This window comes from Roseivivax sp. GX 12232 (assembly GCF_021272185.1).
Taxonomy (GTDB): domain Bacteria; phylum Pseudomonadota; class Alphaproteobacteria; order Rhodobacterales; family Rhodobacteraceae; genus Roseivivax.
This window is the reverse complement of record NZ_JAJSEC010000005.1, coordinates 150,194-175,052: the sequence shown is the minus strand read 5'-3', so window position 1 is coordinate 175,052 and position 24,859 is coordinate 150,194. Positions and strand designations below refer to the sequence as shown.

Genomic DNA, 24,859 nt, shown 5'->3' with positions numbered 1-24,859 from the left:
TCCCAACAACGCCCCACCAAAGCCCCCCACCTCACTCACCCCGCCGCCGCCGTCGTCCCGCGCACCACCAGGTGCGGCGCGATGGTCTCGTGCCCGGACTTAAGCGGCACCCCCTCCTCGAGCGCCGCCACCAGCCGCTCCGCCGCGGCGCGGCCGAGCTTGGCGCGGGGCTGGTGGATCGTCGTCAGCGGCGGGATGAAATGGCCCGCGAACTCCACGTCGTCGAAGCCCACCACGCTGACCTCGCTTGGTACCGCGATGCCCATCCGGGCGCATTCGGAGATGAAGCCGAAGGCACATTCGTCGGAGGCCGTGAAGACCGCGCTCGGGCGGTCCGCCATGGCCTGCCAGTCGCGCGCCGCCTGGGCGCCCGAGGCCATGGTGAAATCGCCGGGCAGCACCCGCGCCGCGACGCCGCGCGCCCGGGCGGCGGCAAGAAAACCCGCCTCGCGGGTGCGGCTCAACACGTTCTCGGGCGGGCCGGCCACATGCAGGATCGCACCATGGCCGAGATCGGCCAGATGCGTCACCGCCAGCCCCGCCGCGGCGGCATTGTCGATGCCGAGCGCGGGCAGCGCATATGCGTCGTTCCATTCGCAGAGCTGCACCACCGGCAGCCGCCAGCCGCGCACCACCTCGGGCGGCAGCGCCCCGTCGAGCAGGATGATCCCGTCGGCGCGGCCGTCATGGCCAAGGCTCTGCAGCACCTCGGGGCCGGCGCGGCTGTCGGAGATCTGCACCGCCAGCCCGGCCTGGCCCGCGACCTCCTGGATCGCGGCGATGATGCGGCTGAAGAAGGTATTGGCGAGGTTCGGCGCCAGCACCAGGATCGAGCGCGCCCGCTGCCGCCGCAGGTCGCGTGCGGCGGCATTGACCCGGTAGCCGGTGGCCTCGACCGCGGCCATGACCTTCTTCAGGGTCTCGGGCCCCACCACCCCGGGCGCCGAGAGCGCGCGGCTCACCGTGGCGGTGGAGACGCCCGCGGCGGCGGCGACATCGGCGATGCGGGTTTTCGGGGCCATGGGGTCTCCGGGTTTTTCGGCGGTTAAGGCGAAGCGGGGGCTTGCCTGCAAGCCTCAAGGGTGATGTAATCGATTACATTGCGCCGAGTCGACCACCCCGGAGGAGCGGGGCCGGCCCGGCAAAGGGAGGACATATGAAGACCATCAAGGGCCCCGGCCTGTTCCTGGCGCAATTCGCCGGGGATGCGGCCCCGTTCAATTCCTGGGACGGCATCACCCGCTGGGCGGCCGATTGCGGCTATGCCGGCGTGCAGGTTCCGGTCTGGGACACGCGGCTGGTCGACCTCGACCAACTGGCGGTGTCGCAGGACTACCGCGACGAATGGATCGGCACCGCGCGGGCCAATGGCGTCGAGGTCAGCGACCTCTCGAGCCATATCCTCGGCCAGCTCGTCGCCGTGCATCCCGCCTATGACGCCTGGGTCGACGGCTTCGCCGCCCCGGAAGTGCAGGGCAAGCCCAAGGCGCGCACCGACTGGGCGGTCGACCGGGTGAAAAAGGCGCTCACCGCCTCGAAGGCGCTAGGCATCGGCCAGCATGTGACCTTCTCGGGCGGGCTCGCCTGGCCCTTCGTCTATCCCTTCCCGCAGCGCCCCGAGGGCCTGGTCGAGACCGCCTTCGACGAGCTCGCCGCGCGCTGGCGGCCGATCCTCGACCACGCCGAGGACTGCGGCGTCGACCTCTGCTACGAGATCCACCCGATGGAGGATTTGCACGACGGCATCAGCTTCGAGATGTTCCTCGAGAAGCTCGACGGGCACGCGCGCTGCAACATGCTCTACGACCCCTCGCACTACGTGCTGCAGTGCCTCGATTACCTCGACAACATCGACATCTATGCCGAGCGCATCAAGATGTTCCACGTCAAGGACGCGGAGTTCAATCCGACCGGGCGGCAGGGCGTCTACGGCGGCTACCAGTCCTGGGTGAACCGCGCCGGGCGCTTCCGCTCGCCGGGCGACGGGCAGGTCGATTTCGGGGCGGTCTTCTCGAAGATGGCGGCCAATGATTTCGACGGCTGGGCGGTCGTGGAATGGGAATGCTGCCTCAAGCACCCCGAGGACGGCGCCCGCGAAGGGGCCGCCTTCGTGCGCGACCAGATCATCCGCGTGACCCCGCATGCCTTCGACGATTTCGCCGGCGGCGAGGTCGACGCCGAGACCAACCGCAAGCTTCTGGGACTGGACCGATGACACCGATCCGACTGGGCATGGTCGGCGGCGGCGCCGACGCATTCATCGGCGGCGTGCACCGCATCGCAAGCCGCATCGACGGGGATTACACGCTGGTGGCGGGGGCGTTGAGCTCCACGCCCGAGAAGGCGCGCGCCAGCGGCAAGGCGCTGGGCCTCGACCCCGCGCGCAGCTACGGCAGTTTCGAGGAGATGGCCGAGGCCGAGGCCGCCCGCCCCGACGGCATCGAGGCGGTGGCCATCGTCACCCCGAACCACCTGCATTTCGCAGCGGCGAAACCCTTTCTCGAACGCGGCATCCACGTCATCTGCGACAAGCCCCTGACCGCCACCTTCGAGGATGCCGAGGCCATGGCCGAGGCGGTGGCCGCAAGCCCCGCGCTTTTCATCCTCACCCACAATTACACCGGCTACCCGATGGTCCGGCAGGCCCAGGCCATGGTCGCCGAGGGCGCGCTGGGGCGGCTGCGCGTGGTGCAGGTGGAATATCCCCAGGACTGGATGACCGGCGCGGTCGAGACCGAGGGCGTCAAACAGGCCGAATGGCGCACCGACCCGGCGCGCTCGGGCGCGGGCGGTTCGATCGGCGACATCGGCACCCATGCCTACAACCTCGCCGCCTTCGTGACCGGCGAACGGCCCGAGCGGCTCGCCGCCGACCTGCAGAGCTTCGGCGCCGGGCGGCAGCTCGACGACAACGCCCATGTGATGCTGCGCTACGCCAGCGGCGCGCGCGGCATGCTCTGGTGCAGCCAGGTCGCGCCGGGCTGCGAGAACGGGCTGCGGCTGCGGCTCTTCGGCGATGCGGGCGGGCTCGAATGGGGGCAGGAGAACCCCAACCACCTCTGGTTCACCCCGCATGGGGAGCCGAGCCGCCGCATCACCCGCAACGGCGCGGGCGCCCATGAGGCCGGGGTCGCGGTCAGCCGCATTCCGCCCGGCCACCCCGAGGGCTACCTCGAGGCCTTCGCCAATCTCTACACCGAGGCCGCCGGGGCGATCCGTGCGGTCCAGGACGGCGCCCCCCGCGCCGAGGTCATGGGCAAGCTGCCGGGCCTCGCCGCCGGGCAGGAGGGCATGGCCTTCATCCGCGCCTGCGTCGCCTCGGCGCGCGAGGACGCGGGCTGGGTGGCGCTATGACCGGCGAGCCCGTCCTGAGCCTGCGCGAGGTCCGCAAGAGCTTCGGCCCGGTCGAGGTGCTGCACGGCGTCGACCTCGATCTGCGCGCCGGCGAGGTGCTGGCGCTGATCGGCGAGAACGGGGCGGGCAAGTCGACCACCATGAAGATCCTCGCGGGCTACCAGCCCGCCAGCGCCGGGCGCATCCTGCTCGACGGGCAGGAGGTCAGTTTCGGCTCGCTGCACGACGGCGAGGAGGCGGGGATCGTGATGATCCACCAGGAGTTCAACCTCGCCGAACAGCTCACCGTGGAGCAGAACATCTTCCTTGGCCGCGAGCTGCGGCGCGGGCCCTTCCTCGACAAGGCGCGGATGCGGGCGCTGACGCGGCAATACCTCGACCGGGTGAACTGCCGCGCCCATCCCGACACGCGGGTGGCGCAGCTTTCCAATTCGGACAAGCAGATGGTCGAGATCGCCAAGGCGCTCAGCCGGGACGCGCGGGTGCTGATCATGGACGAGCCGACCGCCGTCCTGACCGGGGCCGAGACCGAGATCCTGTTCCAGCAGGTGCGCGCCATGACCGCGGCGGGCACGGCGGTGCTCTTCACCTCGCACAAGCTGGGCGAGGTCTCCGAGATCGCGGATCATGTCACGGTGCTGCGCGACGGCGCGGTGGTGCGCGACACCCGCGCCGAGGCGATCACTGAGGACGCCATGGCGACCGCAATGGTCGGGCGCGACGTCTCGGACCTCTATCCCGAGAAGGACGGACAGCCCGGCGCGGTCATGCTGCGGGTCGCGGGCCTCGATGTGCCCGGCCATGCCGAGGGCGTCGGCTTCGAGCTGCGCCACGGCGAGATCCTGGGCGTCGCCGGGCTGATCGGCTCGGGCCGGACCGAGGCCATGGAGGGCCTTTGCGGGCTGCGCCCCGCCCGCGCCACTGAGATCACCGTCGAGGGCGAGACCGTGACGATCACCCGGCCCGCCGACGCCCTGGCGCGTGGGCTCTGCTACCTGACCGAGGACCGCAAGCTGCGCGGGCTCCTGCTGGAAAAGACCATGCGGGTGAACCTGACGCTGCAGGCGCTGGCGCGCTTCGGCGGGCTGATCATCGACCGCGCCGCCGAGGAGCGCGCGCTCGACGGCGCGATCTCCGAGTTCGACATCCGCGCCGGACGCCGCGACATGGCGGTGGGCAACCTGTCCGGCGGCAACCAGCAGAAGCTCCTGCTGGCCAAGATCATGCAGTCCGAGCCCCGCATCCTGATCGTCGACGAGCCGACGCGCGGCATCGACATCGGCACCAAGCAGCAGATCTACGCCTTCCTGCGCGCCTTCGCGGCGCGGGGCCACGGCGTGGTGATGATCTCCTCCGAGATGCAGGAGGTCATCGGCCTGGCCGACCGGGTGCTGGTGATGCGCACCGGCCGGGTCGCGGGCGAGCTGTCCGGGGACCGGATCACCGAGGACGCGATCGTGCGCCTGGCCATGGGGCTCGGGGCCGAGGAGACAGGGAGGGTCGCCTGATGACCACGGAAACCACCAATAGCGCGCCGCGCTGGACGCTGCCCTCGATGAGCGTCCTGGGCCCGATCCTCGCGCTGATCGTGCTGATCGCCATCGGCGCGGCGCTGAACTCGAACTTCCTGGGCGCGGCGAATATCACCAATGTGCTCGCGCGCTCGGCCTTCATCGGCATCATCGCGGTCGGTATGACCTTCGTGATCACCGCCGGCGGGCTCGACCTGTCGGTGGGCTCCATGGCGGCCTTCATCGCGGGGCTGATGATCCTGGTGATGAACGCCGCGCTGCCGACCCTCGGGGTGGGCGTGCCGATCATCCTGCTCGGCATGGCGGTCGCCATCGTCGCGGGCATCGCGGCGGGGCTTCTGAACGGCTTTCTCATCACCACCGTCGGGATCGAGGCCTTCATCGTCACGCTCGGCACCATGGGCATCTACCGCAGCCTCGTGACCTGGCTTGCCGACGGCGGCACGCTGAGCCTCGATTTCGGGCTGCGCACCTTCTACCGGCCGGTCTACTTCGAGGGCATCCTGGGCATCTCCTGGCCGATCATCGTCTTCGCGCTGGTGGTGATCCTGGGCGAGCTCCTGATGAGCCGCGCGCGCTTCGGCCGGCATTGCGCGGCGACCGGCTCCAACGCCGATGTGGCGCATTATTCCAATGTCGACGTGAACCGCACGCGGCTTCTGACCTACGCCATGCTGGGCCTGCTCGTGGGCATCGCGACCATCATGTATGTGCCGCGCCTGGGCTCGGCCTCGGCCTCGACCGGGCTTCTTTGGGAGCTCGAGGCCATCGCCGCGGTGATCATCGGCGGCACGGTGCTCAAGGGCGGCTTCGGCCGGGTCTGGGGCACGGTGATCGGCGTGCTGATCCTGAGCCTGATCGACAACATCCTGAATCTGACCGACCTCGTGTCGCCTTATCTCAACGGCGCCATCCAGGGGGTCATCATCATTCTCGCGGTCATTCTGCAGCGGGAAGCCAAGGCCAAGGGCTGAGCCCCGGCCGATCCAAAGGGAGGAAACCACATGAGCTACATGAAGACGGTTCTCGCCGGATGCACGGCGCTGGCGCTCGCGGGCCCGGCCTGGGCGCAGGACGACACCACGGTGATCGGCGTGTCGATCCCGGCTGCGACCCACGGCTGGGCCGGGGGCATGAACTTCCACGCCCAGGAGACGGTGAAGCGTCTCGAGGAGGCCTATCCGCAGCTCGACTTCGTGCTGGCGGCGGCCTCGGACGCGGGCGCCCAGGTCAACGACATCGAGGACATGGTCGCCACCCGCGACATCGACGCGCTGGTGGTCCTGCCCTTCGAGAGCGACCCGCTCACCCCGCCGATCCAGTCGGTGGCGGCCAATGGCACCTGGGTCACGGTGGTCGACCGCGGCCTTTCGGTCGAGGGGGTCGAGGATCTTTACGTCGCCGGCGACAACCCCGGCTTCGGCCGCGTCGCGGGGGAATACATGGCCGAGAAGATGCCCGAGGGCGGCGACATCGTCGTGCTGCGCGGCATCCCCACCACCATCGACAACGAGCGCGTTGCGGGCTTCGAGGCGGCGATCGAGGGCTCCGGCATCACCATCATCGACATGGAACACGGCAACTGGAACCGCGACGACAGCTTCAACGTGATGCAGGACTTCCTACAGAAGCACGAGCAGATCGACGCGGTCTGGGCCTCGGATGACGACATGGCCGTGGGTGTCCTGGCCGCGATCGAGGCGGCGGGCCGCGAGGACGTGCAGTTCGTCCTGGGCGGCGCCGGCATGAAGGAGATGGTCCAGCGGGTGATGGAGGGCGACGAGATGATCCCCGCCAATGTCACCTATCCGCCCGCGATGATCGCCACGGCGATCGAGATGACCGCGGTCGGCATGGTCTCCAACGCGCCGGTCTCGGGCACCTTCACCATCGGCTCGGTGCTGATCACCGAGGAGAACGCGGAAGACTTCTACTACCCCGACAGCCCGTTCTGATCGGTCCCCGGCCGGGCGGCGGGTGCGCCCTCCGGCCGGGACCTCCGAACGGTCGAGAGCCGGGCGGTCCGCCGCCCGGTTTTCTTGTTTGGGGGGCAACGTGCCTCCAGGCGTTCGACGCGTGCCCCTCGCCACCTGCGACCCTCAAACCTGAAAACCAGCGCAACAGAGGGCGCGCACCGGACCGGGGGCCGGCGCTGCTGACCTCCGAGCGAGGCGCTTTATCCACGCAAGGTCAGGACAAAAGATGAACTAAGCGCAACGCCCACAAGAGCGCCGGCCCAAGGGGCCGGTCCGGCGCGCGCCCGGCATCTTCGATGCTATTCGGGCGCAAGCGGGGGGTTGGTTGCATCGGGGTGCTTTAGTGAAGATGGCGGTGTGACGGGCCACGTTCACGGTCTGACGGGGCGTTTGCAGAGGCTGGGCTCTCTGCCCGCCACTGGCGCCCGGCGTCTAGGATTAGCGCACAACGCTTCAGGTGCTGCCCGCGTGCGAGGGCCACCTACCAGAAGCCCCCCCCCCCTCACACCTTCAAATCCCCCGCCCCGCTGTCGATATGCGGCGCCCAGAAGGCCACGCTTTCGGCGATCTGCGGGATCACCTCGCGGTCGTTGGGCTCGCGCTCCTTGAAGGAGAGCTCCAGGCAGATCTCGTTGTCCTCGGCCCCGCCCTCGGCGAAGGCTTCGAGCAGCGGCGCGGGCTGGATCGCGCCCTTGGCGTTGAACTCCGCGGTGAAGGGCCGGTGCCCGCCCTTGTCCATCAGCGACTGCTTGATGTGGATGATCGGCGAGACCTTCGGCACCGCCCGCGCCCAGGCGTAGGGGTCATAATCGGCGGGGTTGGCGCTCGTGACATCACCGTGGTCGATGTCGGCCATCATCCACATCGGCACGGCCATCTCGGCGGCGCTCAGACGGTCCTGCAGCGCCAGGCAGCTCTCGATCGTCTCGCCGAACTCGCGGCCGACGCTCATCGGCTCCCAGAAGACATAGTCCAGTCCCGCGGCGCGCGCGTGGTCGGCCACCTCGGCCCAGCAGTCGATGGCGATGCGGATCAGCTCCTCGCGGCGCGCCGGATCGTCGTAATCGCGGAAGGTGAAGATCGCGAACTGCGTGCCGACCGAGGCACCGCCGAGATCGCCGATGATGTCGGCGAAGGTCTTGAACCACTCGACGTAATAGCGCCGCACCTCCGGGTCGGGATGGCCGAAGTGGTTGAGCCGCCCGTAAGGCCCGGTCATCCCCGAGGTCACCCGCACCCCGGTGCGCTGGCAGGCGCGGTCCATCTCGCGGGTCAGCCGGCGCAGGGTCGCGGCCGGCCAGGAGGGATTGATGAACTCATGGGTGAGCTGCAAGTCGCGCAGCCGCAGATCGCGCGCGGTGGTCTCGATCAGGTCGGCGGGCTCGGCGAAACGGTTCACCAGCGGGTTGGTGTTGAGCGAAAGCGTCAGCGGCATCAGGCGGCCTCCTGCGCCTGGGCCGCGAACCAATCGGCGAAGGCGGCCTGTTCTGCGGCGCTCAGGTCGAGCCGGTGCTTGGTCCGGCGCCAGAGCACGTCCTCGGGCCGCCGGGCCCATTCATGCACCATGAGATAGCGCGCCTCGGCCTCGTAGAGCTGGCCGCCGAAATGCCTGCCGAGCCCCTCGAGCCCCGTCGCGCCCCCCGCGATCAGCGCCGTGCGCGTGCCGTAGAGCCGCCCGTAGTGCTGGCGCAGCTCACGCGGCATCCAGGGGTAGTCGGCCTTCAGCCGTTCGCGGAAGAGATCGTAATCGGCCGCCTCCATGTCGCCGCCGGGCAGGGGGGCGTCATGGGTCCAGTCTCCGCCCATCTTCGGGAAGACATGGGCGAGCTTCTGCAGCCCGTGCTCGGAGAGCTCGCGGAAGGTGGTGATCTTACCGCCAAAGACGTTCAGCAGCGGCGCGCCGTCGCGTTCCTCGAGGTCGAAGACATAGTCGCGGGTCACCGCCGAGGGGTTGCCCTGGCCGTCGTCGAAGAGCGCCCGCACCCCCGAGAAGGTCTCGAGGATGTCCTCGCGGCGCAGCTTCTCCTTGAAGTAGCGGTTCACCGCGGCGAGCAGATACTCGATCTCGTCGTCGGAGATCTCGGGGTCGGCGGCGTCGCCTTCGTAGGGCACGTCCGTGGTGCCGATCAGCGCCTTGTCGCCCTCGTAGGGGTTGATGAAGATCACCCGCTTGTCGTGGTTCTGCACCAGGTAGGAGTTCGGCCCCTCCCAGAACTTCGGCACGATGATGTGGCTGCCCTTCACCAGCCGGACGTTGCGGCTTGAGTTCGCCCCGGCGACCCGCTGGATCACGTCCGAGACCCAGGGGCCGGCGGCATTGACCACCACGCGGGCGCGGTAGCTGCGCTCCTCTCCGGTCAGGCTGTCGCGGGTCACGCAGGTCCAGGCGCCGTCCTCGCGGCGGGCCGAGACGCAGGGGCTGCGGGTCAGCACCGTCGCGCCGCGCTCGGCGGCATCGACGGCGTTCAGCACCACCAGCCGGGCGTCGTCGACCCAGCAGTCGGAATATTCGAAGCCGCGGGTGTAGCGGTCGAGGATCGGAGCGCCCTCGGGGTCGCGGCGCAGGTTCAGCGTGCGGGTGCCGGGCAGCTTCTTCCGCCCGCCCAGGTGGTCGTAGAGAAAGAGCCCCAGCCGCACCAGCCAGGCCGGGCGGTCGTCGGGCGAATGCGGCAGCACGAAGCGCAGCGGCCAGATGATATGCGGCGCGGCGTTCATCAGCACCTCGCGTTCGATCAGCGCCTCGCGCACCAGCCGGAACTCGTAATACTCGAGGTAGCGCAGCCCGCCGTGCACCAGCTTGCCCGACCGCGAGGAGGTGCCCTCGGCCAGGTCGTCCTTCTCGCAGAGCACCACGCTCAGGCCGCGGCCCGCGGCGTCCCGGGCGATGCCCGCGCCGTTGATGCCGCCGCCGATGACGAACAGGTCGACGTCTTGGGATTGGGTCATGGTCTCACTCCGGTCAAGTGGCCCGCGCGGTCGCGTCGAGCGTCATGTCAGTGGCTTCGCCCCGGGCCGGGGCATTGGCGCCGGCGCGGGCCTCGGCCAGCCGGTCCCAGACCGGCGGCAGGGTCTCGCGCGCGGCGACATAGGCGGGGAAGATGCCGCGGTAGGTCTCGACCAGCTCAGGGTCGGGGGCCTCGGGCGCGCCGAGAAGCGGCGTCACCCAGCGGGCGATGCAGGCGTCCATGTCGGGATAGGCGCCGATCGCCACGGCGGCCATCATCGCCGCGCCCGCGGCCCCGGCCTCTTCGCGGGCCGAGACCCGCACCGGCGCCTCGGTGGCCGCCGCCAGCACCCCGCGCAGCGCCGCCGAACGCGCGGCCCCGCCGGTCAGGCGCAGCTCGCGCGGCATGCCGCCCATGGCGGAATAGCAGTCCCGCGCCGCGAGCCCGAGCCCCTCGACCACGCCGCGCATCATGTCGGCGAAGCGGTGATGCGCCGAGAGCCCGATGAAGCCCGCCCGCGCCTCGGCGTTGACGAAGGGGCCGCGTTCGCCGGCCTCGGAGATATAGGGGTGGTAGATCAGCGCCCCGGGCTGGGCGCGGGCCATCCAGCCGTCGATCCGGCCCACGAGGTCGGCGTAGTCATGCGGGTGGCCGGTCTCGCTCATCAGGTCGGCGGCGACGCGCAGCGCCCAGTCGATGTTGAGCGCGGCGGCCATGTTGGTCTGCACCTGGGTGACCAGCCCCGGCACCGGCGCGCAGATCACGTAGCCGGTGCCCTCGGCGTTCAGATGCACCTCCTCGGCGGTGACCGCGCGCATGTGCACCCCGGTCGAGCCGATGGTCGAACAGGCCGCGCCCGCGTCGCCGGTGTGCACGCCCGCGCCGAGCGCTGTCATCATCATGTCGACATAACCCAGGCTGACCGGCGTGCCGGGCAGAAGCCCGGTCTCGCGCGCGGCCTCCTCGGTCAGCGGATGCGTCACCTCGGTCCCGTCGAGGATTTCCGGCAAGAGGTGTCGCCTATGCCCGAGCCCCAGCGCGGCGATGACCGTGTCGTCATAGGCCCGGCTGCGGAAGTTGCCGAAGGTGAAGCTGGCCTCGGAAGGGTCGGTCGCCCGCACCCCGGTGAGGTTGAGATAGAGCCAGTCCTTGCAGTGCAGCGCCACCTCGGCGCGGTCCAGAAGCGCAGGGTGATTGGCGTCCATATGCGCCATCTGCGCGCCCTGCTGGCAGGTGTTGAGCCCGGTGCCCGTGGCCTCGAAGCGCGCGCGGTCCTCCGCGCCCGAGGCCAACCGGCGCACGGTCGGTGCGGCGCGGGCGTCGAGCCAGAGCCAGGCGTCATCGACCGGGCGGTTGTCGGCATCGACCAGCCAGGTGCCGTCGCCCTGGGCGGTGACCGCCAGCGCGGCGCAGCGGCGGGCGAGGTCCGGCACCGTCTCGCCCAAGCGGCGCAGCGCGGCGCTCGCGTCGGCCCAGGTCTGGTCGAGCGATTGCACCGCCGCGCCGTCGGCACCGCTGCGGTAGTGGTTCAGGACCGAGGCATCGGCCACCTGGCTGCCCTCGAGGTCGAAGGCCACCGCCTTGACCACCGAGGTTCCGGCGTCGAGCCCGATCAGAAGATCCCTCTCTGCCATGTCGTGCTCCTCCTCCTGGCGGCCCCTCAGGCCGCGTCGCGGGCCAGAAGCGCGCGGGCACTGGCCTCGTCGGTGATCAGCCCGCTCAGATGGCCGCTTTTCAGGACCGCGGCGATGGCCTCGGTCTTGTCCGGCCCGCCGGCGATGGCGACCACGCGGCGGCCGCCCAGCTCGGAGAGCGGCGGCGCCACGGTGCGGGCGCTGAGCGGGGTGTCGACTACCGCGCCCGTCGCGTCGAAGAAATGCCCCAGCATCTCGCCGCAGCCGCCGCGCGCGGCGACGGCGTGGATCTCCTCGGGGTTGACCATGCGCGAGGCGACAAGCTGGGTGTCGGCCCGGACCGTGCCGATGCCCACGAGATAGAGCGCCGCCTGCCGCGCCAGCGCCGCCACCTCGGCGACGCCGTGCTGCGCCATGAGCACCTCGCGGTCGGCGGGGGTATTGGCGAAGAAGGGCACCGGCATGACATAGGCTTCGGCCCGGGTCTTGGCGGAAAGCTGGTGCATCACGTCATGCGGGTTGGCGGCGTAGTTCCGGGTCAGCCCGCCCAGGAGCGAGACGAAGCGCGTGTCGCGCGCCTCGAGCCGGGGCAGGGCGGCGATGGCGGCGGCCAGGGTGCGCCCGTGGCCAAGCCCGATCAGCCCGACCGCGGGGTCATGCACCGCCCGTTCGAGAAGCTGCGCCCCGGCGGGGCCGAGGGCGCGCAGCGGCAGGCCCTCCTCGCCGAGGTCCGGGACCACGCGGCAGTCGGTGAGCCCGTGGCGGGCGGAGAGCTGGGCCTCGAGCTCGAGGCATTCGACCACGTCGCCCTCGACCGAGACGCGCACCGCGCCGATCTGGTTGGCGAGCTGCACGAGGCGATGCGCCTTGACCGCAGAGACACCGAGCCTTGCGGCGACCTCGGCCTGGGTCAGCCCGCCGGCGTAATGCAGCCAGGCGGCGCGGACGGCGAGGCTCTGCTCGGCGGCGCTGCGCTGTCCCGGCTGTCGTCCCTCTGCGCCCATGCGGCTCTCCCGAAGTGGTGTCCTGGCGACTCGCTTTGGTGAGTCGCAAGAAATTTCATGTTACGAAAAATACTTCATGCGGGCGGATCGGTCAAGAAAATCACATAAGCGGTGTGATGTTCTCAGGTGGGCTAACGCTTGGGTTGGATTCTTTTGTGGGTGGTCGCCTGGGGTGTGGTGCTGTGGCGCTGTGCGGGGTGGGGCGGGTGGTCCGAACCTCAGGGGTGTCCATAAAAGCTCATAAAAACATAGGTTAGGGTGGGTTTTCGGGCGCATGCCTCCCGCCCGCCCAGCCCTCTTTGTCCGGCCTTCCATCAGCCCTCATCAACCCGCGCCACCCCATCTTCTTCACACCAGCCCCTCCCGCCGATCACAAGAATCAATTGACAGGCCGCTGTGAATTTAACATTGTTATCTCACAATGCCGCGGGCCGAGGTGGGGCGCATCCCCTCCGAAACCCCGGTCATGGGCCCCGATGCCGGCGCGAGGAGGGCGCGGCACCATGGGTCCGGGGGAGGAGGCGGCGGCGTCCCGCATCGGCGCCAGGACGCGCGGGCACCCGGAAGGGGTCGCGCCGGCCAAGACCCCCTGACAACAGAATTTCCGCGCCGGTCCGGCCTGTCCCGGGCCTGCGCGCCTCGACCGACGGAGGAAAGGTCCGAGCCATGAGCACTCCCGCCGATCCCGGCCGCCCCGGCGCGGCCCGCCTCTCCCTCAAGACGCTGCTCGGCGGCGCCGCGCTGGTGGCGATCCTCGCCGCCATGGCGCTCGACACCAAGGTGGTGGTGATCGGCTCCGAGGAGGACGTGCAGGACGAGGTCTTCGACCCGGCCAGCTACGGCCAGGCGCAGTTCCCGCGCATCCGCGACAGCATCCTCGAGCGCGCCGTCCCGGCCCCCGAGCTGGCCGCCGCCGTCGCCGAGGACGCCACCGCCGCGGGCCAGGAATATGGCGTCGGCGAGGGCTTCGGCCCGGTCGTCCCGGTCACCTTCACCGGCACCGCGGGCGAGGCGAAATCCGGCATTTACACCGTCGACGTCGAGGGCCTGCCCGAGGGCATGGGCATCCGCGTCCAGACCGGCCCGGCGATCAACGGCACCGAGCTGCGCGACGCCACCGGCGACATCGAGTTCGGCCAGTTCACCAACCAGATCGAGTATCAGGACGCCGGCGCGGCGATCAACAACGCCATGAAGGAAGAGGTCCTGGCCGGGGTCGACACCGCCAATCTGACCGGCAAGACGATCACCGTCACCGGGGCCTTCAAGCTGATCAACCCGAAGAACTGGCTGGTCACGCCGGTGGAGCTGTCGGTCGAATGACCCGCCACGACCCCATCGAGGCGCAGACCGGCGCGGTCGTCCTCTCGGCCCAGAACGTCGCCAAGTCCTACGGCAGCGTGCACGCGCTGAAGGGCGTGAACTTCGACGTCCACAAGGGCCAGGTGACGACGCTCTTCGGCGAGAACGGCGCGGGCAAGTCGACCTTGATGAAGATCCTCTCGGGGGTGATCCGGCCGACCTCGGGCGACATCGTGCTGGACGGTCAGCCGGTCAGCTTCGGCTCCGCCGCCGAGGCCCGCGACCTGGGCATCTCGATCATCCACCAGGAGCTGAGCCTCGCGCCCAACATGAACGTGCGCGACAATATCTTCATGGGCCGCGAGATCATCGGCCCGGCGGGCGTCGACTATGCCGAGGAGGCCCGCCAGGCCCGCGCGCTGATGGAGGAGCTCGAAGAGGACATCGACCCGCTGACCCCGGTCGAGGACCTGCGCCTGGGCCAGCAGCAGGTGGTCGAGATCGCCCGCGCCCTGTCGGTCAATTCGCGCATCCTGATCATGGACGAGCCGACCTCGGCGCTGTCGGCCTCGGAGGTCGAGGTGCTCTTCAAGGTGATCCGCGACCTGACCGCGCGCGGTGTCTCGATCGTCTACATCTCGCACCACCTCGAGGAGGCGTTGGAGATCACCGATCACGCGGTGGTCCTGCGCGACGGCAATATGACCGCCTTCGCCCCGCGCGCCGAGATCGACCTCGAATGGATCGTGCGGCACATGGTCGGCGACCATTTCGACCTGGGCGCGCCGCCCACCGGCTACGACTTCGGCGAGACCGCGCTCGAGATCGACAACCTCTCGGTGCCGGCGCCCGGCAACAAGGGGTACGACCTCGTCGACCGGCTGTCGCTGAGCGTCCGCAAGGGCGAGATCGTCTGCCTTTACGGGCTGATGGGCGCCGGCCGCACCGAGACCATGGAATGTGTCGCCGGGCGGCTGAAGCCCTCGGGCGGGCGGATCCTGCTGCACGGCCAGGACGTGGCCGGGCTTTCCATCGCCGAGCGCATCGCGCGCGGGCTGGTGCTGACCCCCGAGGACCGGCAGCGCGACGGGCTGGTGCAGACCATGAGCGTCGGGCAGAACCTCTCGCTGGCCTCGATCGGGGCCTTCACCCGCGGGCTCTTTACCTCCAAGCGCGCCGAGAAGGCGCTGGTCGACGAGGCGATCCGCGACGTGACCATCAAGACCGACGGCGGCGACGCGGCCATCGGCTCGCTCTCGGGCGGCAACCAGCAGAAGGTGGTGATCGGCAAGATGCTCGCCACCGGGCCCGAGGTGGTGCTGCTCGACGAACCTTCGCGCGGCATCGACATTGGCGCCAAGGCCGAGGTCTTCCGGCTGCTCTCGGAAGGGGCGGAGCGCGGGCTCGCGGTGATCTATTCGACCTCGGAAGTGACCGAGTGCCTGTCGATCGCGCATCGCATCATCGTCATGCACAAGGGCAAGATTTCCGCCGAGTTCGGCCCCGATGCCACCAAGGAACAGATCATGGCGGCCTCGGGCGAGGTCGACCTCGAGCAGAACCTGGCCGAGGCCTACGGGCTCGACCTCTGCGAGGTGGTCAGCGACCTGCACCAGGACGACCTGCCGCTGGCGCCCCTGGGTGCCGCGGGCGCAGCCTTCCTGGCCGGCGAGATCGGGCGCAAGCCCGACCTGTCGCTGGGGGTGAGCCACGGCCGGACGCTCCTGGCCTGCGCCGAGGCGCTGCCCGCGCTTGCCGCGCCCGAGGTCCGGGTGCAGGCGCTCATGGGCGGGCTGACCCGCCAGTCCGAGGCCAACCCCCACCAGGTGGTCAACCGACTGGCCGAGGCGACCGGCGGCACCGCCACGCTGATGCCGGTGCCCTTCATGGCCAATTCCGCGGCCGACCGCGCGGTGCTTCTGGGCCAGAAGGAGGCCGCCACCGCCCAGGACCAGGCCCGCGCCGCGGACCTTCTGGTGGTGGGCATCGGCGGCGTCGACGCCGAGGCGGAACTGGTGAAGACCGGCATGGTCACGCCCGAGGAAATGGCCGCCCTGGCCGAGGCCGGCGCCGTCGGCGAGGCCATGGGCCATTTCTTCGACGCCGCGGGCCGCCCGGTCGAGACCGAGCTGACCGAACGCATCCTGACCCTGCCGCGCGCCGATCTCGACCGCGCGCGGGTGGTCGCCGTGGCCGGCGGCCGCATGAAGGTCGGCGCCGTCCGCGCCGTCCTGGCCAGCGGGATGCTCTCGGGCCTGATCACCGACGAACACACCGCGCGCGAGATCACCGATGCGCTGCGCGGCGGCGCGGGGCCGCGATGAGCCACCCCCGCATGACCCATAGCGCCCCGGCCCGGCCCGGCGGCAAGACACCAGCAAGGGGACGACCCTCATGACCGACATGCCCGCATCCACGGCGAAACGCGGCGGCCTCTTCGGAGAGGACTTCAGCCTCGGCCGCGCCCTGCTCGAAGGCCGCGCCTTCTTCGCGCTCGTGGCGATCATCATCGTCTTCTCGATCCTGTCGCCGGTCTATTTCTCGACCAACAACTTCCTGATCATGTCGAGCCACGTGGCGATCTTCGGGATCCTCGGCATCGGCATGATGCTGGTGATCCTGACCGGGGGCATCGACCTCTCGGTCGGCTCGACCCTGGCGCTCGCGGGCGTCTGCGCGGGCTTCCTGATGCAGGGCATCACCATCGAATGGGCGGGGGTGATCCTCTATCCGCCGGTCTGGGTCGTGGTGATCATGACCTGCGCGGTGGGCGCCTTCGTGGGGCTGATCAACGGCGTGCTGATCGCCTTCTTCAAGGTGCCGGCCTTCGTCGCGACCCTGGGCCTTCTCTACGTCGCCCGCGGCGTGGCGCTGCTTCTGACCAACGGCCTGACCATGAACGACCTCGCGGGCGAGCCCGCGCTGGGCAACACCGGCTTCGACTGGCTGGGCTTCAACCGGCTCTGGGGCGTGCCGATCGGCGTCATCGTCATGGTGCTGGTGGCGATCCTCTGCAGCCTGATGCTGAACCGCTCGGCGCTGGGGCGCTGGATCTATTCGACCGGCGGCAACGCCCGCGCGGCGGAGCTCTCGGGCGTGCCGGTCAAGCGGGTGCAGGTCACGGTCTATGTCCTCTCGGGCATCTGCGCGGCCATCGCGGGGCTCGTGCTGAGTTCGCAGCTCACCTCGGCCGGGCCGACCGCGGGCACCACCTACGAGCTGACCGCCATCGCCACGGTGGTGATCGGCGGGGCGGCGCTGACCGGCGGGCGCGGGGGCGTGCGCGGCACGCTGCTCGGGGCCTTCGTGATCGGCTTCCTCTCGGACGGGCTCGTGATCATCGGCGTGTCTTCCTACTGGCAGACCGTCTTCACCGGCGCGGTCATCGTCCTCGCCGTGCTTCTGAACTCGATCCAGTACAGCGGCGGCAAGAAAAAGAAGCCCGCCGCCGCCAAGAGCGCGCCGCGCGCCGGGGGCAAGGCCTGAGGCCCGCCCCCCGGCCACCGCGCCGCGTCCACGAAGCCGGTCCGCCGGCAGCTTCACCACCGCCGGGGACCCGGCACCAACCGTGCCCTACCGGCACATAAGACCAAGGGAGTGAGACCACATGTTTACCCGCAGAAAGAGCCTCTTGATGGGCGCCGCCCTGGCCGCGGCCCCGCTGTTCTCCGGCGCCGCCTTCGCGCAGGACCAGGGGCTGATCTCGATCATCGTCACCGATCCCTCGAACCCCTATTGGTTCACCGAGGGCGAGGTCGCCAAGGCCACCGCCGAAGAGCTGGGCTACAAGGCCAATGTCTCGGCCCACAAGGGCGACACCAACACCGAGTCGAACCTGATCGACACGGCGATCACCAACCAGGCCAAGGCGATCATCCTCGATCCCGCCAATGCCGACGGCTCGATCGGCGCGGTGAAGAAGGCCGTGGCCGCCGACATCCCGGTGTTCCTCGTCAACGCCGAGATCAACGAAAGCGGCATCGCCATCGCGCAGCTCGTGTCGAACAACGCCCAGGGTGCCGCACTCGGCGCGCAGCAGTGGGTGCAGACGGTGGGCGACAGCGCCACCTACGTGGAGTTCTTCGGCAACCCCGCCGACAACAACGCCGCGACCCGCTCGAACGGTTATGAGACCGTGCTGAGCCAGTATCCCGACCTCGAGAAGGTGGCCGAGGAAGTGGCCAACTGGGACCGCACCCAGGGCTACAACAAGATGCAGTCCATGCTGCAGGCCAACCCCGACATCGACGCGGTGATCTCGGGCAACGACGAGATGGCGCTGGGCGCGATCGCGGCGCTCAAGGAAGCCGGCAAGCTCGAGAATGTCACCGTCGGCGGCTTCGACGGCTCGCCCGACGCGGTCGAGGCGATCAAGGCCGGCGAGATGGCCTATTCGGTGCTGCAGCCGGTGGCGGTCTTCTCCGCCGAGGCGGTCAAGCAGGCCGATTACTACATCAAGAACGGCGAGCCGATGGTCGACACCGAGAAGCAGCTCTTCGACTGCGTGCTGATCACCCCGGACAACGTCGATCAATACACCGCCCCCTTCACCCTGGAAGGCATGGCGGGCTAAGCGCGCCCTAGCGCTGGCACCGGCGGGCCCTCTCTCCCGGGCCCGCCGGATCCCCCCCTCCGCACCGCTTGGACCCGAGCATGTGATGACCGACCGAAAAGATCCCGCAGCGATCGACCAGCTGATGGCCGAGGAGGTGCCCGGCGACAGCCGCCAGGCGCGCCAGCTCGCCCGCCGCCAGATGATCGCCGAGGCGGTGATGGAGGCCGGCACCATGCGCATCGAGGATCTTGCGGCGCGCTACGACATTTCCCTGATGACCGCCCACCGCGACCTCGACGACCTGGCCGAGCGCGGGCTCCTGCGGAAGACCCGCGGCATCGTCTCGGCGGCGCCGACCAGCCTGATCGAGGCCAGCGACGTCTACCGCGCCGTGCGCCAGTCCGAGGAGAAGGCCGCCATCGCCGCCGCCGCGCTCGAGTTCGTGGAGCCGGGGCAGGCAATCTTCATGGACGACAGCACCACCGTGGGCCAGATGGCGCCGCTGCTGGCGGCGAAGACGCCGCTCACGGTGATCACCAATTCGCTGCGCTTGATGACCGAGCTCAGCGATGTGCGGGACGTGACGCTCCTGGGGCTCGGTGGGCAGTTTCACAAGTGGTGCCACGCCTTCATGGGGCGGATGACCACCAACGAGATCGGGCGGCTTCGGGCCGATACGCTTTTCATGTCGATCTCGGCGATCATCGACGACATCGTCTTTCACCAGTCGCCCGAGATGGTCGACACCAAGCGCGCGATGTTCGACTCGGCCAAGCGGCGGATCCTCCTGGCCGATCACACCAAGTTCGAGCGCCGCGCCCTGCACGGGCTGGTGGCGCTGCGCGACTTCGACGCGGTGATCGTCGACGAGAAGACCCCGGCCTTCCACCTCGAGCGCATCCGCGCCGGCGGGGCCGAGGTGGTCGTCGCCCCGCTGCGCCGGGCATGAGCCGCGCCACGCCCGGGCGGGGCGAGAGGACGGTTGAGGCTGGCCGCGTGGGGCTCGCCCGTCCCGAGCCGTCCCGCAGATCCCCAACCGACCCCCAACCGCGAAAGGGCGCGCCATGGCCTGCCTGATCGGCCTCGACAGCGGCCTGACCGTCACCAAGGCGGTGCTGTTCTCGGATGACGGCCGCGAGCTGGCGGTCGCCCGCCGCCGCGTGCCCCGCGACGTGCCGCGCCCGCGCCACGTCGAACGCGACATGGACGCGCTCTGGGCGGCCACCGCCGAGGCCATCTCGGAGGTGATCGCCGAGGCCCGCATCGACCCCGGCGAGGTCGCGGCCATCGCCGCCACCGCCCATGGCGACGGGCTCTACCTTCTCGACCGCGACAAGGCCCCGCTCGGCCCCGCGATCCTCTCCCTCGACAGCCGCGCCGAGCCGCAGGTCGCGGCCTGGCGCGCCGAGGGCATCTCCGACCGCGCGCTGGCGCTGACCGGGCAGGTGCCGCATGCCTCGGCCCCCTCGGCGCTCCTGGCCTGGATCGCCCGGGAGGAGCCCGACCGCTTCGCCCGCATCGGGCATATCCTCTCCTGCAAGGACTGGCTGCGCTTCTGCCTGACCGGTGAGATCGGCACCGACCGGACCGAGGCCAGCACCGCCTTCACCGCGCTCGAGACCCAGGACTACACCCCCGAGGCGCTGGCGCTTTACGGGCTCGAGGCGCTCTGGTCCGCGCTGCCGCCCGCGAGCCCCGTCGACGCGGTGGTCGGCCATGTGACCGAGGCCGCCGCCCGGCGCTGCGGATTGCGTCCGGGCACGCCGGTCGCGGCGGGGCTGCACGACGTGACCGCCTCGGCGCTGGGCATCGGCGGGCAGCGGGCGGGCGCCGCGGATGTGGTCGCCGGGACCTATTCGATCAACCAGGTGATCTGCGACAGCCCGCACCGGGACGCGCGCTGGTTCTGCCGCAACGGCATCGCGCCGGGCACCTGGAACGCCATGTCGATCTCTCCGGCCTCGACCACCAATTACGACTGGTTCGCCGAGACGCTCTGCCGCGACGGGGAGGCCGCACCGGATCACGCCGCGCTGGCCGCCGAGATGCGGACCACGGCGCCGACGCCCGGCGGGCCGATCTTCCATCCCTATCTCTACGGCAGCCCGCAGGGCGGCGGGCCGAGCGGCGGGTTCCTGGGCCTGCGCGGCTGGCACGGGCGCGGCGACCTTCTGCGCGCGGTGCTCGAAGGCATCGCCTTCAACCACCGCCATCATATCGACGCCCTGGGCGAGGGGTTCGCCTTCGACCGCCTGAGGCTCACCGGCGGCGTCTCGCGCAATCCCGATTTCGCCCAGCTCATGGCCGATGTGACCGGCCTGCCGGTCCTGACCTCGGCCACCGGCGAGGCGGCGGCCTGGGGGGCGGCGCTCTGCGCGGGCGCGGCGGCGGGGCTTTGGGAGAGCCCCTTCGACGACCCGCGCGACCTTTCCGCGCTGGAGACCGCGCATACCCCAGACCCCGACCGCGTCGCGGCCTATGCCGCGCGCTACGCGCTCTACACCGAGGCCGCAGCGGCGCTGACCCCGGTCTGGGAGAAGATCGAAGCCCTGAGCGAGCATGAGGACAAGACATGAGCGCGACGCCGGAGACAGGCGACTACGAGGTGGTGATCCTCGGGGCCGGGGTGAATGGCGCGGGGCTTTACCGCGACCTCTGCGCCCAGGGCGTCGACTGCCTGCTGGTCGACAAGGGCGACTTCGGCTCGGGCAGCAGCGCCGCGCCTTCGCGGCTGATCCACGGCGGGCTGAAATACCTCGAGACCGGCGAGTTCGGCCTGGTGGCGCAATCGACGCTGGAGCGGAACCTGCTGCTGCGCAACGCCCCGCACCTGGTGCATCCGCTGCCCACGGTGATCCCGATCTTCTCCTGGACGCGCGGCATCGGCGCGGCGCTCCGGACCTTTTTCGGGGCCAAGCAGGCGCCGCGCAGCCGGGGCGCGCTCCTGGTGAAGATCGGCCTCGCGCTCTACGACTTCTACGGCCGTCGCGCCCGGGTCATGCCGCGCCACGCGCTCTGGCGCCGGGGCCGGGCGCTGGAGAAGCTGCCCGCGCTGACGCCCCGGATCGTCGCCGCCGGCACCTATTACGACGCCTCCGTGACCGCGCCCGAGCGGCTGGTCTGGGAGCTTGTGGCCGAGGGCTCCGCCGCCAACCCCCGCTCAAGGGCGCTGAACGCCACCGCGCTGCGCCCCGGCGACGGCGCGGCGCTGAGCTTCGATCTGCCGGACGGCGGCAGCCTGACCACCCGCCCGCGCGTGGTGGTCAATGCCGCGGGCCCCTGGATCGACAAGGTCAACGCGCTGATGGGCGCCCCCTCGAAGCTGATCGGCGGCACCAAGGGCTCGCATATCCTGCTCGACCACCCCGAGCTGGTGCGCCAGCTCGCGGGCCGGATGATCTATTTCGAGGCCGACGACGGGCGCATCTGCCTGGTCTTCGACTACCTCGGGCGGGCGCTGGTCGGCTCCACCGACATTCCCGCCGAGGACCCCGACGCGGTGCGCTGCGAGGAGACCGAGACCGCCTATTTCCTCGAGAGCCTGCGGGGGCTCCTGCCGGGGCTCAGCTTCGACGCGGGTCAGATCGTCGCGCGCTACAGCGGCATCCGGCCGTTGCCGGCCTCGGACGGGACCGCGCCGGGGCTGATCAGCCGCGATCACTCCGCCCCGGTGGCCGAACCCGAGGGCGCGCGGCGCTTCCCGATCCTCTCCATGGTGGGCGGCAAATGGACGACCTTCCGGGGCTTCTCGGAGGAGGTCGCGGACACGGTGCTGGCCCGCCTCGGGCGCGGGCGCGAGCGCTCCACCCGCGAGCTGCCGATCGGCGGCGGGCGGGACTTTCCGAAAGGCGCTGCGGCGCGGGCGTCCTGGCTGGCCGAGGCCGCGCGGGAAAGCGGTGTCGAAGAGGCGCGCCTTGCGGTGCTGCTCGACCGCTACGGCACCACGGCAGCGCGGATCGCGGGCCACGAAGGGCCGGGGGCCGCGCCGCTGGCCGATGCCCCGGGTTACACCCGGGGCGAGATCGACTGGATCGCGCGGCACGAACAGGTCGTGCACCTCGCCGACGTGGTGCTGCGGCGGACGACGCTGGCGATCACCGGGCGGCTCACCGGGCGCGACCTGGAGGCCATCGCCGGGATCCTGGGCGAGGCGCTGGGCTGGGACGATGCACGGCGGGAGGGCGAGCTCTCCGAGACGCGGCGGCTGTTGGAGGAGCGGCACGGGGTGCGGCTTTGACGAGGGGGCTCGCGCCGGGTGGCGGACTGATCGGCGGGCTCTAGGGCTCAGCCCTCTCGGCAAGCCTCAACGTAAGGCTCCGAACCCGCCCCATGACGTGAAAAAAGAAAACCCGGGGCGCTCTCTCGAACGCCCCGGGTCTCTCACTCTCCTCCAAGACAGCCACGCGCGGCCAAAGCCCCGCGTGCCGCTCCGCTCAGGCCGTGTGATACTTCCGGTCGAGCGCGTCGATCGCCTGGACGTTGCCGGCCGATTTGCCCTCGGGGTCGAAGACCGCGCCGAGGAAGGCCTCGGCGATGTCCTTCGCCAGTTCCGCCCCCACGACGCGCGAGCCCATGGTGATCACCTGCGCGTTGTTCGAGGTCGCGGCCTTGCCGGCGGAATAGGTGTCATGGGTCTGGGCGGCGCGGATGCCCGGCACCTTGTTGGCCGAGAGGCAGACGCCGATCCCGGTGCCGCAGCAGAGGATCGCGCGGTCATAGGTGCCGTCGAGCACCTGCGCGCAGACCCGGTCGGCGAGATTGGCGTAATATTCGCCGCCCGCGGGCGGATCGGAAAGCTCGGCGACCTCGAAGCCCTGTTTGGCGCCCAGGTGCTCGGCCAGAACCTTGGCCAGCGGGGCGCCGGCGCTGTCTCCTGCGATGGCGAGTTTCATGGTGGGGTCCTTTCCTCAGATGACGCGGGCGCAGCGGTCGAGAATGTCGAGGTAGCCCTCGACCTCCCAGGCCGAGCGCCCGATGAAGAGCCCGTCGACATGGTCGCGGACGATGAGTTCGGCGCAATTGCCGGGGTTCACGCTGCCGCCGTAGAGGCAGGGCACATGGCGGCCGAGCGCGGCGCGGGCGACCCCGGCGATATGGGCGTGGCGGGCCTCGGCGTAGTCCGGCGTCGCGGGCGTGCCGCCGGCGCCGATGGCCCAGACCGGCTCGTAGGCCAGAAGGATCGGGCGCGCGGCCAGCTCGGGCGGCAGCCCGGCGAGGCAGCTTTCCACCTGGCGGGTCAGCACCGCGTCGGCCTCGCCGGCGGCTTTCTCCTCGGCGGTCTCGCCGATGCAGATGAGCGGCGTGAGGCCATGGCGCAGTGCCGCGGCGGTCTTCAGCCCGACGGTCTCGTCGGTCTCGCCGAAATGGGTGCGGCGCTCGGAATGGCCCAGCTCCACCAGGTCGAGCCCGCAGTCGGTCAGCATGAGCGGCGAGACCTCGCCGGTCCAGGCACCCGCGTCGTCCCAATGCATGTTCTGCGCGCCGACGGCGACGTCGGTCTCGGTCAGCGCCGATTTGACCTCGCGCAGGGCGGTGAAGGGCGGGATCACGAAGCGCTGGATGCGTGGGTTAGGCGCCGCGCCGCGCAGCCCCTCGGCGAAGCGCAGCGCCTCGCCCAGGGTCTTGTTCATCTTCCAGCTCGTGCCGATCCAGCGGCCTGCGGCTTCGGCCATCTTCAGCCCTCCTCGTGGAAATGCAGCGCGATGCCGCGGTCGCGCAGCGCCGCCGCGCGCGGCTCGGGCAGGGCGCTGCTGGTGACGACGCCGTCGAAGGCGTCGAGGTCGGTGACGTAATGCAGCGCGGTGCGCCCGAACTTGCCGTGATCGGCCATGAGGTAGCTCCGCGCCGAACAGGCGATCATCCGGCGTTTGACCTCGAGCACCTCCTGGTCCTGGTGAAAGGCGGTGTGCCCGTCGATGGCCGAGGTCGACAGAAGCGCCACGTCGGCCCGCAGGTTGGTCAGCGCGGTCAGGGTGACCACGCCGAAGAAGCCGTTGAACTTGCGCGAATAGGTGCCGCCGAGCGCCACCAGCTCGATGCCCGAGGTGCCGGCCAGCCCCTCGATCAGGGCGTGATTGTTGGTGATCACCGTGAGCGGGCGCAGCTCGATCAGCGCCGAAAGGATCTGCTGCGAGGTCGAGCCGTCGTCGACCATGACGCTCATGCCCGGCTCGAGGAAGCGCGCCGCGCGTTCGGCGATCTGGCGCTTCTCCTCGCCGGCGCTGCGCATGCGGTAGCGGAAGTCGCTCTCGAACTGGCCCGAGGCCTCGATGGTGGCGCCGCCGCGCATCTTGCGCAACAGCCCCTCCTGTTCGAGCTCGTCGAGGTCGCGGTGGATGGTCATCTTCGAGACGCCGAACTGGCGCGACAGGTCGTCGAGGCTCGCCGAGCCCAGGTCGACAAGCAGTTCCACGATTTCCTGCCGGCGGTCTTCAGGCTTCACCGCGCGCCCTCCTGCTACTGCGTTGTTTCTGAAGATAACATCGAATCTGTGTGATGCAACATAATTTATGTGACTTTGTGATTTTAACTTGTGATTTATAACGCGATATATAACA

At 70.1% G+C, this 24,859-nt stretch carries 20 protein-coding genes; 12 read left to right on the top strand and 8 right to left on the bottom strand.

Annotated features, from left to right (window positions below; translation table 11 throughout):
- Window positions 1–35 precede the first annotated feature (35 nt).
- Window positions 36–1,022, bottom strand: a complete 987-nt coding sequence (locus LR948_RS10880; protein WP_232754040.1) for a LacI family DNA-binding transcriptional regulator — start codon at window positions 1,020–1,022, stop codon at window positions 36–38.
- A 134-nt stretch (window positions 1,023–1,156) separates the two neighbouring features.
- Here LR948_RS10880 and LR948_RS10875 point away from each other — a divergent pair, with 134 nt between their 5' ends.
- Genes LR948_RS10875 through LR948_RS10855 form a run of 5 tightly spaced genes read left to right on the top strand, consistent with a single transcriptional unit; the run spans window position 1,157 to window position 6,841 of the window.
- The gene (locus LR948_RS10875; protein WP_232754039.1) at window positions 1,157–2,215 is read left to right on the top strand and encodes a sugar phosphate isomerase/epimerase; all 1,059 of its coding nucleotides are present in this window, start codon (window positions 1,157–1,159) and stop codon (window positions 2,213–2,215) included.
- Complete coding sequence (locus LR948_RS10870; RefSeq protein WP_232754038.1) at window positions 2,212–3,354, top strand: Gfo/Idh/MocA family protein; 1,143 nt, start codon at window positions 2,212–2,214, stop codon at window positions 3,352–3,354. The genes LR948_RS10875 and LR948_RS10870 overlap by 4 nt, the downstream gene beginning before the upstream one ends.
- Window positions 3,351–4,862 carry a sugar ABC transporter ATP-binding protein gene (locus LR948_RS10865; protein ID WP_232754037.1) on the top strand — a complete coding sequence of 504 codons (1,512 nt, stop codon included), beginning with the start codon at window positions 3,351–3,353 and terminating at the stop codon, window positions 4,860–4,862. The genes LR948_RS10870 and LR948_RS10865 overlap by 4 nt, the downstream gene beginning before the upstream one ends.
- Entirely contained in the window at window positions 4,862–5,860 is a 999-nt protein-coding gene (locus tag LR948_RS10860; RefSeq protein WP_232754036.1) for an ABC transporter permease, read from the top strand. Before LR948_RS10865 ends, LR948_RS10860 begins: the two co-directional genes overlap by 1 nt.
- 39 nt (window positions 5,861–5,899) lie before the next feature.
- Complete coding sequence (locus LR948_RS10855) at window positions 5,900–6,841, top strand: ABC transporter substrate-binding protein (protein WP_232754141.1); 942 nt, start codon at window positions 5,900–5,902, stop codon at window positions 6,839–6,841.
- 523 nt (window positions 6,842–7,364) lie between these two features.
- Here LR948_RS10855 and LR948_RS10850 read toward each other — a convergent pair.
- The 4 genes from LR948_RS10850 to LR948_RS10835 are packed head-to-tail and all read right to left on the bottom strand — an operon-like array spanning window position 7,365 to window position 12,445.
- A complete protein-coding gene (locus tag LR948_RS10850; protein ID WP_232754035.1) occupies window positions 7,365–8,297 on the bottom strand; it encodes a TIM barrel protein in 933 nt (310 codons plus the stop codon).
- Window positions 8,297–9,808: a glycerol-3-phosphate dehydrogenase gene (locus LR948_RS10845; protein ID WP_232754034.1), complete on the bottom strand. Its 1,512-nt coding sequence runs from the start codon at window positions 9,806–9,808 to the stop codon at window positions 8,297–8,299. Before LR948_RS10845 ends, LR948_RS10850 begins: the two co-directional genes overlap by 1 nt.
- A 13-nt stretch (window positions 9,809–9,821) precedes the next feature.
- On the bottom strand, window positions 9,822–11,441 hold the full coding sequence (locus tag LR948_RS10840) for an FGGY-family carbohydrate kinase (RefSeq protein ID WP_232754033.1): 1,620 nt from the start codon (window positions 11,439–11,441) through the stop codon (window positions 9,822–9,824).
- A 26-nt stretch (window positions 11,442–11,467) separates the two neighbouring features.
- Window positions 11,468–12,445: a sugar-binding transcriptional regulator gene (locus LR948_RS10835; RefSeq protein WP_232754032.1), complete on the bottom strand. Its 978-nt coding sequence runs from the start codon at window positions 12,443–12,445 to the stop codon at window positions 11,468–11,470.
- 666 nt (window positions 12,446–13,111) lie between these two features.
- On the opposite strand from LR948_RS10835, the gene LR948_RS10830 reads away from it, so the two are divergent.
- The 7 genes from LR948_RS10830 to LR948_RS10800 all read left to right on the top strand — a co-directional run bounded on the left by LR948_RS10830 (window position 13,112) and on the right by LR948_RS10800 (window position 22,539).
- Window positions 13,112–13,768, top strand: a complete 657-nt coding sequence (locus LR948_RS10830; RefSeq protein WP_232754031.1) for a DUF2291 family protein — start codon at window positions 13,112–13,114, stop codon at window positions 13,766–13,768.
- Window positions 13,765–16,071, top strand: coding sequence for a sugar-binding domain-containing protein (locus tag LR948_RS10825; protein ID WP_232754030.1), 2,307 nt, complete (start codon window positions 13,765–13,767; stop codon window positions 16,069–16,071). Before LR948_RS10830 ends, LR948_RS10825 begins: the two co-directional genes overlap by 4 nt.
- 70 nt (window positions 16,072–16,141) lie before the next feature.
- Window positions 16,142–17,233, top strand: a complete 1,092-nt coding sequence (locus tag LR948_RS10820) for an ABC transporter permease (protein WP_232754029.1) — start codon at window positions 16,142–16,144, stop codon at window positions 17,231–17,233.
- Window positions 17,234–17,354: 121 nt separating this feature from the next.
- Window positions 17,355–18,320 carry a D-ribose ABC transporter substrate-binding protein gene (locus LR948_RS10815; RefSeq protein WP_232754028.1) on the top strand — a complete coding sequence of 322 codons (966 nt, stop codon included), beginning with the start codon at window positions 17,355–17,357 and terminating at the stop codon, window positions 18,318–18,320.
- Window positions 18,321–18,405: 85 nt separating this feature from the next.
- Entirely contained in the window at window positions 18,406–19,251 is an 846-nt protein-coding gene (locus LR948_RS10810; RefSeq protein ID WP_232754027.1) for a DeoR/GlpR family DNA-binding transcription regulator, read from the top strand.
- A gap of 115 nt (window positions 19,252–19,366) precedes the next feature.
- Window positions 19,367–20,878 (top strand): FGGY-family carbohydrate kinase, encoded by a 1,512-nt coding sequence (locus LR948_RS10805; protein WP_232754026.1) that lies wholly within the window; start codon window positions 19,367–19,369, stop codon window positions 20,876–20,878.
- The gene (locus LR948_RS10800) at window positions 20,875–22,539 is read left to right on the top strand and encodes a glycerol-3-phosphate dehydrogenase/oxidase (RefSeq protein WP_232754025.1); all 1,665 of its coding nucleotides are present in this window, start codon (window positions 20,875–20,877) and stop codon (window positions 22,537–22,539) included. Before LR948_RS10805 ends, LR948_RS10800 begins: the two co-directional genes overlap by 4 nt.
- Before the next feature lie 196 nt (window positions 22,540–22,735).
- On the opposite strand, the gene LR948_RS10795 is transcribed toward LR948_RS10800, so the two are convergent.
- The 3 genes from LR948_RS10795 to LR948_RS10785 are packed head-to-tail and all read right to left on the bottom strand — an operon-like array spanning window position 22,736 to window position 24,744.
- On the bottom strand, window positions 22,736–23,194 hold the full coding sequence (locus LR948_RS10795; RefSeq protein WP_232754024.1) for an RpiB/LacA/LacB family sugar-phosphate isomerase: 459 nt from the start codon (window positions 23,192–23,194) through the stop codon (window positions 22,736–22,738).
- A gap of 15 nt (window positions 23,195–23,209) precedes the next feature.
- A complete protein-coding gene (locus tag LR948_RS10790; protein ID WP_232754023.1) occupies window positions 23,210–23,974 on the bottom strand; it encodes a triose-phosphate isomerase in 765 nt (254 codons plus the stop codon).
- Window positions 23,975–23,976: 2 nt separating this feature from the next.
- On the bottom strand, window positions 23,977–24,744 hold the full coding sequence (locus LR948_RS10785; protein WP_232754022.1) for a DeoR/GlpR family DNA-binding transcription regulator: 768 nt from the start codon (window positions 24,742–24,744) through the stop codon (window positions 23,977–23,979).
- Window positions 24,745–24,859: the final 115 nt, after the last annotated feature.

Bases quoted from the DNA above. Each gene is read 5' to 3' on its own strand.
- LR948_RS10840 (WP_232754033.1), bottom strand. From the start codon at position 11,441: ATGGCAGAGAGGGATCTTCTGATCGGGCTCGACGCCGGAACCTCGGTG.
- LR948_RS10795 (WP_232754024.1), bottom strand. From the start codon at position 23,194: ATGAAACTCGCCATCGCAGGAGACAGCGCCGGCGCCCCGCTGGCCAAG.
- LR948_RS10820 (WP_232754029.1), top strand. From the start codon at position 16,142: ATGACCGACATGCCCGCATCCACGGCGAAACGCGGCGGCCTCTTCGGA.
- LR948_RS10880 (WP_232754040.1), bottom strand. From the start codon at position 1,022: ATGGCCCCGAAAACCCGCATCGCCGATGTCGCCGCCGCCGCGGGCGTC.
- LR948_RS10855 (WP_232754141.1), top strand. From the start codon at position 5,900: ATGAAGACGGTTCTCGCCGGATGCACGGCGCTGGCGCTCGCGGGCCCG.
- LR948_RS10815 (WP_232754028.1), top strand. From the start codon at position 17,355: ATGTTTACCCGCAGAAAGAGCCTCTTGATGGGCGCCGCCCTGGCCGCG.
- LR948_RS10835 (WP_232754032.1), bottom strand. From the start codon at position 12,445: ATGGGCGCAGAGGGACGACAGCCGGGACAGCGCAGCGCCGCCGAGCAG.
- LR948_RS10830 (WP_232754031.1), top strand. From the start codon at position 13,112: ATGAGCACTCCCGCCGATCCCGGCCGCCCCGGCGCGGCCCGCCTCTCC.
- LR948_RS10870 (WP_232754038.1), top strand. From the start codon at position 2,212: ATGACACCGATCCGACTGGGCATGGTCGGCGGCGGCGCCGACGCATTC.
- LR948_RS10845 (WP_232754034.1), bottom strand. From the start codon at position 9,808: ATGACCCAATCCCAAGACGTCGACCTGTTCGTCATCGGCGGCGGCATC.
- LR948_RS10860 (WP_232754036.1), top strand. From the start codon at position 4,862: ATGACCACGGAAACCACCAATAGCGCGCCGCGCTGGACGCTGCCCTCG.
- LR948_RS10805 (WP_232754026.1), top strand. From the start codon at position 19,367: ATGGCCTGCCTGATCGGCCTCGACAGCGGCCTGACCGTCACCAAGGCG.
- LR948_RS10850 (WP_232754035.1), bottom strand. From the start codon at position 8,297: ATGCCGCTGACGCTTTCGCTCAACACCAACCCGCTGGTGAACCGTTTC.
- LR948_RS10810 (WP_232754027.1), top strand. From the start codon at position 18,406: ATGACCGACCGAAAAGATCCCGCAGCGATCGACCAGCTGATGGCCGAG.
- LR948_RS10865 (WP_232754037.1), top strand. From the start codon at position 3,351: ATGACCGGCGAGCCCGTCCTGAGCCTGCGCGAGGTCCGCAAGAGCTTC.
- LR948_RS10800 (WP_232754025.1), top strand. From the start codon at position 20,875: ATGAGCGCGACGCCGGAGACAGGCGACTACGAGGTGGTGATCCTCGGG.
- LR948_RS10825 (WP_232754030.1), top strand. From the start codon at position 13,765: ATGACCCGCCACGACCCCATCGAGGCGCAGACCGGCGCGGTCGTCCTC.
- LR948_RS10790 (WP_232754023.1), bottom strand. From the start codon at position 23,974: ATGGCCGAAGCCGCAGGCCGCTGGATCGGCACGAGCTGGAAGATGAAC.
- LR948_RS10875 (WP_232754039.1), top strand. From the start codon at position 1,157: ATGAAGACCATCAAGGGCCCCGGCCTGTTCCTGGCGCAATTCGCCGGG.